This is a genomic window from Streptomyces sp. NBC_01515 (genome assembly GCF_045040345.1).
Taxonomy (GTDB): Bacteria; Actinomycetota; Actinomycetes; order Streptomycetales; family Streptomycetaceae; genus Streptomyces.
Window position 1 is genome coordinate 8,098,828 of the sequence record NZ_CP109416.1, and the last position, 11,234, is coordinate 8,110,061.

Genomic DNA, 11,234 nt, shown 5'->3' on the forward strand with positions numbered 1-11,234 from the left:
TACGCGGGGCCTCGGCGCCCGCACCCCACATCCGATAACTGCATTTGCACGAACGTCATGCGCGCCACGTGCCCACAGGTACGTGGCGCGCATGGGTAGGAGAGTCTTTTGAGTCATCCGCATCCTGAACTCGCCCCGCCGCCCAAGCTCCCCGAAGGCGGCCTGAGGGTCACCCCGCTCGGTGGCCTCGGGGAAATCGGCCGAAACATGACGGTCTTCGAATACGGCGGCCGTCTGCTCATCGTCGACTGCGGCGTGCTCTTCCCCGAGGAGGAGCAGCCCGGAATCGACCTGATCCTGCCGGACTTCACGTCCATCAGGGACCGTCTCGACGACATCGACGGCATCGTCCTCACACATGGCCACGAGGACCACATCGGCGCGGTCCCGTACCTCCTTCGTGAGAAGGCGGACATTCCGCTGATCGGCTCCAAGCTGACCCTCGCCCTCATCGAGGCGAAGCTCCAGGAGCACCGCATCCGGCCGTACACGCTGGAGGTCGCCGAGGGGCACCGCGAGCGCATCGGCCCCTTCGACTGCGAGTTCGTCGCGGTCAACCACTCGATCCCGGACGCGCTCGCGGTCGCCATCCGCACGCCCGCGGGCATGGTCGTCCACACCGGCGACTTCAAGATGGACCAGCTCCCGCTGGACGGCCGTCTCACGGATCTACACGCGTTCGCCCGGCTCAGCGAGGAGGGCATCGACCTGCTCCTCGCCGACTCGACGAACGCCGAGGTCCCGGGCTTCGTCCCGCCCGAGCGCGACATCTCGAACGTCCTGCGACAGGTCTTCGGCAACGCCCGCAAGCGGATCATCGTGGCGAGCTTCGCCAGCCACGTCCACCGCATCCAGCAGGTCTTGGACACGGCACACGAGCACGGCCGCAGGGTCGCCTTCGTTGGCCGCTCGATGGTCCGGAACATGGGCATCGCCCGTGACCTCGGCTATCTCAAGGTCCCGCCGGGCCTGGTGGTGGACGTCAAGACGCTCGACGACCTCCCGGACAGCCAGGTCGTCCTGGTCTGCACGGGCTCGCAGGGCGAACCGATGGCCGCCCTGTCCCGCATGGCCAACCGCGACCACCAGATCCGCATCGTCGCGGGCGACACGGTGATCCTGGCCTCGTCGCTCATCCCGGGCAACGAGAACGCGGTCTACCGCGTCATCAACGGCCTCACCCGCTGGGGCGCCAACGTTGTCCACAAGGGCAACGCCAAGGTCCACGTCTCCGGACACGCCTCGGCCGGCGAGCTGCTGTACTTCTACAACATCTGCCGGCCGAAGAACCTGATGCCGGTCCACGGCGAATGGCGCCACCTACGGGCCAACGCCGAGCTGGGCGCCATGACCGGCGTCCCGCACGACCGCATCGTCATCGCCGAGGACGGCGTGGTCGTCGACCTCATCGAGGGCAAGGCCAAGATCTCGGGCAAGGTCCAGGCGGGTTATGTCTACGTCGACGGCCTCTCGGTCGGCGATGTCGGCGAGCCGGCGCTGAAGGACCGCAGGATCCTGGGCGACGAGGGCATCATCTCGGTCTTCCTCGTCGTGGATTCGTCCACCGGCAAGATCACAGGCGGCCCGCACATCCAGGCCCGCGGCTCAGGCATCGAGGACTCCGCCTTCGTGGACGTGGTCCCGAGGATCACTGAGGTCCTGGAGCGCTCTGCCCAGGACGGCGTCGTGGAACCCCACCAGCTGCAGCAACTGATCCGCCGCACGCTGGGCAAGTGGGTCTCCGACAACTATCGGCGCAGGCCGATGATCCTCCCGGTCGTCGTGGAGGTCTGACCGTCGTACGACCCCCTCGTACGCGTGAACCTGGAGCGGGCCGCCTCGATTTGCATCGAGGCGGCCCGCTCCAGTACATTTACGGCTCCGCCTGAGGGGGAACCCGGACACTTCGCGTGTACGGGAGCCACTCCCGAAGGGCCGGAAAATCCGACTCAGAACTTCTGATAAAGTCGGAACCGCCGGAAAGGGAAACGCGGAAGCGGAAACCTGGAAAGCACCGAGGAAATCGGAACTGGAAACGGTCTGATAGAGTCGGAAACGCAAGACCGAAGGGAAAAGCCCGGAGGAAAGCCCGAGAGGGTGAGTACAAAGGAAGCGTCCGTTCCTTGAGAACTCAACAGCGTGCCAAAAATCAACGCCAGATATGTTGATACCCCGTCTCCAGTCATCATCTGATGTCTGGGGCGAGGTTCCTTTGAAGAAAACATACAGCGAGGACGCTGTGAACGGTCGGGCTTATTCCGCCTGACTGTTCCGCTCTCGTGTATGCGATCCCGATTACGGGAAAACATTCACGGAGAGTTTGATCCTGGCTCAGGACGAACGCTGGCGGCGTGCTTAACACATGCAAGTCGAACGATGAACCACTTCGGTGGGGATTAGTGGCGAACGGGTGAGTAACACGTGGGCAATCTGCCCTGCACTCTGGGACAAGCCCTGGAAACGGGGTCTAATACCGGATAATACTCCCGCACTCATGTGTGGGGGTTAAAAGCTCCGGCGGTGCAGGATGAGCCCGCGGCCTATCAGCTTGTTGGTGAGGTAATGGCTCACCAAGGCGACGACGGGTAGCCGGCCTGAGAGGGCGACCGGCCACACTGGGACTGAGACACGGCCCAGACTCCTACGGGAGGCAGCAGTGGGGAATATTGCACAATGGGCGAAAGCCTGATGCAGCGACGCCGCGTGAGGGATGACGGCCTTCGGGTTGTAAACCTCTTTCAGCAGGGAAGAAGCGAAAGTGACGGTACCTGCAGAAGAAGCGCCGGCTAACTACGTGCCAGCAGCCGCGGTAATACGTAGGGCGCAAGCGTTGTCCGGAATTATTGGGCGTAAAGAGCTCGTAGGCGGCTTGTCACGTCGGGTGTGAAAGCCCGGGGCTTAACCCCGGGTCTGCATTCGATACGGGCTAGCTAGAGTGTGGTAGGGGAGATCGGAATTCCTGGTGTAGCGGTGAAATGCGCAGATATCAGGAGGAACACCGGTGGCGAAGGCGGATCTCTGGGCCATTACTGACGCTGAGGAGCGAAAGCGTGGGGAGCGAACAGGATTAGATACCCTGGTAGTCCACGCCGTAAACGGTGGGAACTAGGTGTTGGCGACATTCCACGTCGTCGGTGCCGCAGCTAACGCATTAAGTTCCCCGCCTGGGGAGTACGGCCGCAAGGCTAAAACTCAAAGGAATTGACGGGGGCCCGCACAAGCAGCGGAGCATGTGGCTTAATTCGACGCAACGCGAAGAACCTTACCAAGGCTTGACATACACCGGAAAGCATTAGAGATAGTGCCCCCCTTGTGGTCGGTGTACAGGTGGTGCATGGCTGTCGTCAGCTCGTGTCGTGAGATGTTGGGTTAAGTCCCGCAACGAGCGCAACCCTTGTCCTGTGTTGCCAGCGTGCCCTTCGGGGTGACGGGGACTCACAGGAGACCGCCGGGGTCAACTCGGAGGAAGGTGGGGACGACGTCAAGTCATCATGCCCCTTATGTCTTGGGCTGCACACGTGCTACAATGGCCGGTACAATGAGCTGCGATACCGTGAGGTGGAGCGAATCTCAAAAAGCCGGTCTCAGTTCGGATTGGGGTCTGCAACTCGACCCCATGAAGTCGGAGTTGCTAGTAATCGCAGATCAGCATTGCTGCGGTGAATACGTTCCCGGGCCTTGTACACACCGCCCGTCACGTCACGAAAGTCGGTAACACCCGAAGCCGGTGGCCCAACCCCCTTGTGGGGAGGGAGCTGTCGAAGGTGGGACTGGCGATTGGGACGAAGTCGTAACAAGGTAGCCGTACCGGAAGGTGCGGCTGGATCACCTCCTTTCTAAGGAGCATCTAGGCCGCCAAGCTTGCTTGGTGGTCCAGGGCCATTACGTCGGCACACGTTCGACGGTGGTTGCTCAAGGGTGGAACGTTGATTATTCGGCACTGTCGGTCATCTCATGGCTGCGAGTACTGCTCTTCGGGGCGTGGAAAGCTGATCATGGGTGGCGACAGGGCCGGGCACGCTGTTGGGTGTCTGAGGGCACGGCTGTAACAAGCTGCCTTCAGTGCCGACCCCAGTGAACTTGCCGTAAGAGGCAGGGTGATGGGTGGTTGGTCGTTGTTTGAGAACTGCACAGTGGACGCGAGCATCTGTGGCCAAGTTTTTAAGGGCGCACGGTGGATGCCTTGGCACCAGGAACCGATGAAGGACGTGGGAGGCCACGATAGTCCCCGGGGAGTCGTCAACCAGGCTTTGATCCGGGGGTTTCCGAATGGGGAAACCCGGCAGTCGTCATGGGCTGTCACCCTTGCCTGAACACATAGGGCAAGTGGAGGGAACGCGGGGAAGTGAAACATCTCAGTACCCGCAGGAAGAGAAAACAACCGTGATTCCGGGAGTAGTGGCGAGCGAAACCGGATGAGGCCAAACCGTATACGTGTGAGACCCGGCAGGGGTTGCGTATGCGGGGTTGTGGGATCTCTCTTTCACAGTCTGCCGGCTGTGAGGCGAGTCAGAAACCGTTGATGTAGGCGAAGGACATGCGAAAGGTCCGGCGTAGAGGGTAAGACCCCCGTAGTCGAAACATCAACGGCTCGTTTGAGAGACACCCAAGTAGCACGGGGCCCGAGAAATCCCGTGTGAATCTGGCGGGACCACCCGCTAAGCCTAAATATTCCCTGGTGACCGATAGCGGATAGTACCGTGAGGGAATGGTGAAAAGTACCGCGGGAGCGGAGTGAAATAGTACCTGAAACCGTGTGCCTACAAGCCGTGGGAGCGTCGGAGTGCATGCTCGCATGCACTCTCGTGACTGCGTGCCTTTTGAAGAATGAGCCTGCGAGTTTGCGGTGTGTTGCGAGGTTAACCCGTGTGGGGAAGCCGTAGCGAAAGCGAGTCCGAATAGGGCGATTTAGTAGCGCGCTCAAGACCCGAAGCGGAGTGATCTAGCCATGGGCAGGTTGAAGCGGAGGTAAGACTTCGTGGAGGACCGAACCCACCAGGGTTGAAAACCTGGGGGATGACCTGTGGTTAGGGGTGAAAGGCCAATCAAACTCCGTGATAGCTGGTTCTCCCCGAAATGCATTTAGGTGCAGCGTCGTGTGTTTCTTGCCGGAGGTAGAGCACTGGATAGGCGATGGGCCCTACCGGGTTACTGACCTTAGCCAAACTCCGAATGCCGGTAAGTGAGAGCACGGCAGTGAGACTGTGGGGGATAAGCTCCATGGTCGAGAGGGAAACAGCCCAGAGCATCGACTAAGGCCCCTAAGCGTACGCTAAGTGGGAAAGGATGTGGAGTCGCAGAGACAACCAGGAGGTTGGCTTAGAAGCAGCCACCCTTGAAAGAGTGCGTAATAGCTCACTGGTCTAGTGATTCCGCGCCGACAATGTAGCGGGGCTCAAGCGTACCGCCGAAGTCGTGTCATTCATACAATAGGGCCAACGCCTGTATGGATGGGTAGGGGAGCGTCGTGTGCCGGGTGAAGCCGCAGCGGAAGCTAGTGGTGGACGGTTCACGAGTGAGAATGCAGGCATGAGTAGCGATACACACGTGAGAAACGTGTGCGCCGATTGACTAAGGGTTCCTGGGTCAAGCTGATCTGCCCAGGGTAAGTCGGGACCTAAGGCGAGGCCGACAGGCGTAGTCGATGGATAACCGGTTGATATTCCGGTACCCGCTGTGAAGCGTCAAACATCGAGCCCATTAATGCTAAGGCCGTGAAGCCGTTCCGGACCCTTCGGGGAATGGAAAGTGGTGGAGCCGCCGGCCCAAGATGGTAGTAGGTGAGTGATGGGGTGACGCAGGAAGGTAGTCCATCCCGGGCGGTGGTTGTCCCGGGGTAAGGGTGTAGCCCGTCATCTAGGCAAATCCGGATGACACAAGGGTGAGACCTGATGCCGAGCCGATTGTGGTGAAGTGGATGATCCTATGCTGTCGAGAAAAGCCTCTAGCGAGTTTCATGGCGGCCCGTACCCTAAACCGACTCAGGTGGTCAGGTAGAGAATACCGAGGCGTTCGGGTGAACTATGGTTAAGGAACTCGGCAAAATGCCCCCGTAACTTCGGGAGAAGGGGGCCATCACCGGTGAAAGGATTTACTCCTTGAGCTGGGGGTGGCCGCAGAGACCAGCGAGAAGCGACTGTTTACTAAAAACACAGGTCCGTGCGAAGCCGTAAGGCGATGTATACGGACTGACGCCTGCCCGGTGCTGGAACGTTAAGGGGACCGGTTAGTCACTCTTCGGGGTGGCGAAGCTGAGAACTTAAGCGCCAGTAAACGGCGGTGGTAACTATAACCATCCTAAGGTAGCGAAATTCCTTGTCGGGTAAGTTCCGACCTGCACGAATGGCGTAACGACTTCTCGACTGTCTCAACCATAGGCCCGGTGAAATTGCACTACGAGTAAAGATGCTCGTTTCGCGCAGCAGGACGGAAAGACCCCGGGACCTTTACTACAGTTTGATATTGGTGTTCGGTTCGGCTTGTGTAGGATAGCTGGGAGACTGTGAACTCTGGACGCCAGTTCAGGGGGAGTCGTCGTTGAAATACCAGTCTGGTCGTGCTGGATGTCTAACCTGGGTCCGTGATCCGGATCAGGGACAGTGTCTGATGGGTAGTTTAACTGGGGCGGTTGCCTCCTAAAGAGTAACGGAGGCGCCCAAAGGTTCCCTCAGCCTGGTTGGCAATCAGGTGTTGAGTGTAAGTGCACAAGGGAGCTTGACTGTGAGACCGACGGGTCGAGCAGGGACGAAAGTCGGGACTAGTGATCCGGCGGTGGCTTGTGGAAGCGCCGTCGCTCAACGGATAAAAGGTACCCCGGGGATAACAGGCTGATCTTCCCCAAGAGTCCATATCGACGGGATGGTTTGGCACCTCGATGTCGGCTCGTCGCATCCTGGGGCTGGAGTCGGTCCCAAGGGTTGGGCTGTTCGCCCATTAAAGCGGTACGCGAGCTGGGTTTAGAACGTCGTGAGACAGTTCGGTCCCTATCCGCTGCGCGCGCAGGAACATTGAGAAGGGCTGTCCCTAGTACGAGAGGACCGGGACGGACGAACCTCTGGTGTGCCAGTTGTTCTGCCAAGGGCATGGCTGGTTGGCTACGTTCGGGAGGGATAACCGCTGAAAGCATCTAAGCGGGAAGCCTGCTTCGAGATGAGTGTTCCCACCCCCTTGAGGGGTTAAGGCTCCCAGTAGACGACTGGGTTGATAGGCCGGATCTGGAAGCCCAGTAATGGGTGGAGGTGACCGGTACTAATAGGCCGAGGGCTTGTCCTCAGTTGCTCGCGTCCACTGTGTTGGTTCTGAAACCACGAACAACCCCATGCCCGGGGCCACTGGGTGTGGTGCGGTTGTCTGTTTCATAGTGTTTCGGTGGTCATAGCGTGAGGGAAACGCCCGGTTACATTCCGAACCCGGAAGCTAAGCCTCACAGCGCCGATGGTACTGCAGGGGGGACCCTGTGGGAGAGTAGGACGCCGCCGAACAAATATTGAAAGGGTTGGATCCTGAACTTCGGTTCGGGGTCCAACCCTTTTTTGTTTGCCGTCACTTGAAGTTCACGTTGCGCAATCACCATCCGAGCATGGGTACTGCTGCAATGCTCAGGGCCGCAGGCGTCGGACTCGGTGACGAGGTCGTCGTGCCGGCGTTCGGGAACGTGGAAGTCGCCGAGGCCGTCACCCTCGCGGGTGGTCTGCCGGTGTTCGCCGACATAGATCCGGTGACCTACTGCCTGGACGCGTCCGCTGTCGAAGCGGCCGTAACTCCGCGTACGGCGGCGATAGTTGTCGTACATCGATTCGGTCGGTCCGCTGATGTCGGGCGGTTGCTTGGCGTCGGGCAGCGGCATGGGCTGCTGGTGTTGCAGCAGGGGGAGTCCGAGGCGCCGTACGACGAAGTCGCTCAGCGGCGGGAGCGGGCTGCCTATCTTGACGCGAAGTTGCGTGGGGTGCGGACGCCCGATGGTGGGGACGGGCACACCTACCAGCAGTACGTCGTGCGGGTGCCGGGGAACGGGCGGCCGGATCGTGATGCCTTCGCTCGGGCCGTGCGTGGCAGGGGAGTTGAGTGCCGGGTGCCGGTGAAGACTCCTGTGCATCGGCTGCCGGAGTTCCGGCGGTGTGTGGCTCTGCCGGAGACCGAGCGCGCCGCCGACGAGACGCTCGCGCTGCCGGTGGACGCCTCGTTGACCAAGCGGGAGATGCAGCGGATCGTTTCTGCGTGCAACGCGCTCGGGGGGCTGTTGCAGCCCGCTTTCTGATCGAGTCGGGGTCGGGCAGCGGTGGTTGGGCGCACGGGCCTGTTCGGGGTATGATTCTTTTCGTTGCCCCGAGGGAAACCTCGGGAAAGCGACAGGCCCTCTTAGCTCAGTCGGTAGAGCGTCTCCATGGTAAGGAGAAGGTCAACGGTTCGATTCCGTTAGAGGGCTCCAGACATCAGAAGGCCCCGCCCAATTGGGCGGGGCCTTCTGCGCGTTCGGGGTCGGTCAGTCCTTCTGGAGGCCCGGGACGCGCATCGCCAGGATGGCCATGTCGTCGGACGGGGCGTCCGACGCGAAGCGTTCGACCGCACGCATCACGCGGGCCGCTACGGCTCCCGCTGTGAGGCCCGTGCAGGTCGTGAGGACGTCGGTGAGGCCGTCGTCGCCGAGCATGCGGGTGCCCTCGCGGCGCTCCGTGACGCCGTCCGTGACGCACAGGAGGACATCGCCGGGGTCGAGGGTGACCGTCTGCTCGTAGAGCTCCAGGTCGTCCATGACGCCGAGGAGGGGCTGCGGTTCGGCGGCCGGTTCGACCGTGCCGTCCTGGCGGAGACGGAGCGGGAGCGGGTGGCCGGCGCAGACCACCTTCAGTTCGGCGCTGCCGTCCTCCTGGGGCCACAACTCGCCGTAGAGGAGCGTCAGGAAGCGGCTGCGGGCTCCCTCGTCGAGGATCGCGGAGTTGAGGCGCTCCAGGACCGCCGGGCCGCCGAAGCCCTCTCTGGCGAGCAGGCGGAGGGCGTGGCGGGCCAGGCCGGTGACCGCGGCCGCCTCGGGGCCGGTGCCGCAGACGTCGCCGATGGCGAAGCCGTAGACGCCGTCCCGGATGGGGAAGAGGTCGTAGAAGTCGCCGCCTACTTCGTTGCCCTCGCCGGCCGCGCGGTAGATGACCTCGACCTCGACGCCCTCGATGTGCGGGAGGTCGGGGGGCAGGAGGCTGCGCTGGAGGGACTGGCTGATGGCCGTGCGCTCCGAGTACAGGCGGGCGTTGTCGAGGGCGAGGGCTGCCCGTCGGCTCAAGTCCTCGGCCAGTTCCAGGATTTCCTGGCGGAAGTGTTCGTCGGTGGGCTTGCCGAGGGTCAGCATGCCGATGACGCGGTTGCGGGCGACCAGGGGGAGGACGACCGTCTCGCCGCCGACTGCCGAGGCTGTGGCGAGAGTTGGGCCGATGCCGGAGCTGACGCGGCGGGTGGGCTCGCCGAGGCCGAGGCTGCGCATGGAGGTGCGCAGGGCGGCCTGGTGGGCGGCCTCGGCGGGGGCGGCCCAGACGCGGGCGCCGGGGGTGGGGACCGGGTCCGGAGGGGCGATCTTCGAGAGCAACGACTTGATGCCGTCGATGAGTTCCTCGTCCTCGTGGAGGACGTACGAGAGGTACGGGTCCGAGGACTGGTCGGCGATCGTGTAGACCGCGCACCAGGTGGCGAGGGTCGGGACCGTCATCTGGGCCATCAGGGCGAGGGTCTGATCGCGGTCCAGGGTGCCCGCGAGGAGGTCGGAGGCCTCGACCAGGAAGCTGAGCGAGCCGCGGCGCAGGCGTTCCAGTTCGCCCAGGCGGGCCGATTCCACCGCCAACGCGATGCGGTCGGCCGCGAATTGGAGCCGTAGCGCTTCTTCGTTCGAGTACTTGTTGGGGCCTTCGGCGGCCACTCCTAGAGAGCCGGTGAGGCGGCCCTCCACCTTCAGGGGGACCGTGACGACCGAGCGCATTCCGGTGCCGCTCAGGAGCGGTACGGCGCCGGGGACGGCCTGGAGGTCCTCGTGGACGGCCGGCATGCGGGCGGAGCCGTAGCGGCCGGGGCCCGCCTCGACGGGCACGCGCGCGAAGCGCTGGCGGGCGGAGGGCAGGCCGGTGGAGGCGCGGACCTCCAACTCCGTTTCGTCGTCGGTCGCGAGGAGGAGGAAGGCGGAGTCTCCGTCGAGCATGTCGCGGGCGCGCTCGACCGTGCGCTGGAGGAGGCCGTCGAGGTCGTCCGGCGCGGGGGAGCCGATGAACACCTCGAAGGGATCGGTGTTCTGGCCGTCCGGGGTGGACGCCGCGTCGGGGGCGGGGCCGCGCAACGGGGTCTGCAGAACCGCGCGTTCGTGGTCCCTCACCAGGAGGCACACGGTTGACGGCTCGCCGTCCGTGTCGCGGACGCGGAGGTGGGAGGCGTAGACCGGGGTCACCCGGCCGTCGGCGCCGCGGATGCCGTAGGTGCCCTCCCAGCGGGAGAGGCGGAGGGCCTCGGCGATGCCGGTGCTGGTGCCCGGGGTGTGCGGCCAGGCGGCGAGGTCGGTGAGGGGCTTGCCGGTGACCTGCTCGGCGGCGTAGCCGAAGAGTTCCTCGGCGTCCTCGTTCCAGGACGCGATGGAGCCCGTACGGTCGATCTGGACGACCGCGACGCGGACCCTGCCGTCGGCGAGCGGGAGCAGGGCGGCCGGGAGGGACGGGCCGGCCGCGCGGGTGCCCACCGGGCGGGCGGGGAGGTCGAGTTGGAACCAGACCAGCTTCTTCGTAGGGGTGTAGTCGACGCCCCAGCGGCTGGCCAGGGCCGCGCACAGCTGGAGGCCGCGGCCGCCCTCGCGGTCGGGGCTGCTCATGGTGATCGCGGCCCCCTGGAGGGGGATCTCGCGCTCCGGGTAGTGGTCGGCGACCTCGATCCTCGCGCCGTCGTCACTCCGTAGGCACAGGACATCCGCGGCCGTGCCCGCGTGGACGACGGCGTTGGTCACCAGCTCGCTGGTGAGGACCACGGCGTCGTCGATGATGTCGGCGAAGCCCCAGCCCTGCAGGGTGTCGCGGACGAAGGACCGCGCGGTGGCGACCGATCGTCCGACGGGCTCGAAGCTGGCGGCCGCGCGCGCGGTGATCACAGAACTCCTCGGCCTGTTGTCGGCGGGCAGGTCACCATGGCCGATCGGCGCCTGCCGGGGCACCGGCTGGTTTCCGGTCGGCGGGGGATCCTGGGGCGTTCCCCCAGGATGCAGTCCGGTGGTCATG

At 63.5% G+C, this 11,234-nt stretch carries 3 protein-coding genes, 1 tRNA gene and 3 rRNA genes; 6 read left to right on the forward strand and 1 reads right to left on the reverse strand.

Annotation, left to right across the window (positions count from 1 at the left end):
- Positions 1 to 108 precede the first annotated feature (108 nt).
- The 6 genes from OG407_RS36730 to OG407_RS36755 all read left to right on the forward strand — a co-directional run bounded on the left by OG407_RS36730 (position 109) and on the right by OG407_RS36755 (position 8,428).
- Positions 109 to 1,794: a ribonuclease J gene (locus tag OG407_RS36730; RefSeq protein WP_365310849.1), complete on the forward strand. Its 1,686-nt coding sequence runs from the start codon at positions 109 to 111 to the stop codon at positions 1,792 to 1,794.
- A gap of 514 nt (positions 1,795 to 2,308) precedes the next feature.
- Positions 2,309 to 3,836: ribosomal RNA gene (locus tag OG407_RS36735) — 16S ribosomal RNA — on the forward strand.
- Positions 3,837 to 4,151: 315 nt separating this feature from the next.
- Positions 4,152 to 7,272: ribosomal RNA gene (locus OG407_RS36740) — 23S ribosomal RNA — on the forward strand.
- Between the two features lie 92 nt (positions 7,273 to 7,364).
- Positions 7,365 to 7,481, forward strand: a 5S ribosomal RNA gene (gene rrf / locus OG407_RS36745).
- Together the 16S, 23S and 5S rRNA genes form the textbook arrangement of a ribosomal RNA operon.
- A 113-nt stretch (positions 7,482 to 7,594) precedes the next feature.
- Positions 7,595 to 8,257: a DegT/DnrJ/EryC1/StrS family aminotransferase gene (locus OG407_RS36750; protein ID WP_366493447.1), complete on the forward strand. Its 663-nt coding sequence runs from the start codon at positions 7,595 to 7,597 to the stop codon at positions 8,255 to 8,257.
- A 95-nt stretch (positions 8,258 to 8,352) separates the two neighbouring features.
- Positions 8,353 to 8,428 (forward strand) — tRNA-Thr (locus tag OG407_RS36755).
- Positions 8,429 to 8,482: 54 nt separating this feature from the next.
- Here the strand turns inward: OG407_RS36755 and OG407_RS36760 are convergent.
- The gene (locus OG407_RS36760) at positions 8,483 to 11,233 is read right to left on the reverse strand and encodes a SpoIIE family protein phosphatase (protein WP_390160246.1); all 2,751 of its coding nucleotides are present in this window, start codon (positions 11,231 to 11,233) and stop codon (positions 8,483 to 8,485) included.
- Position 11,234 lies beyond the last annotated feature (1 nt).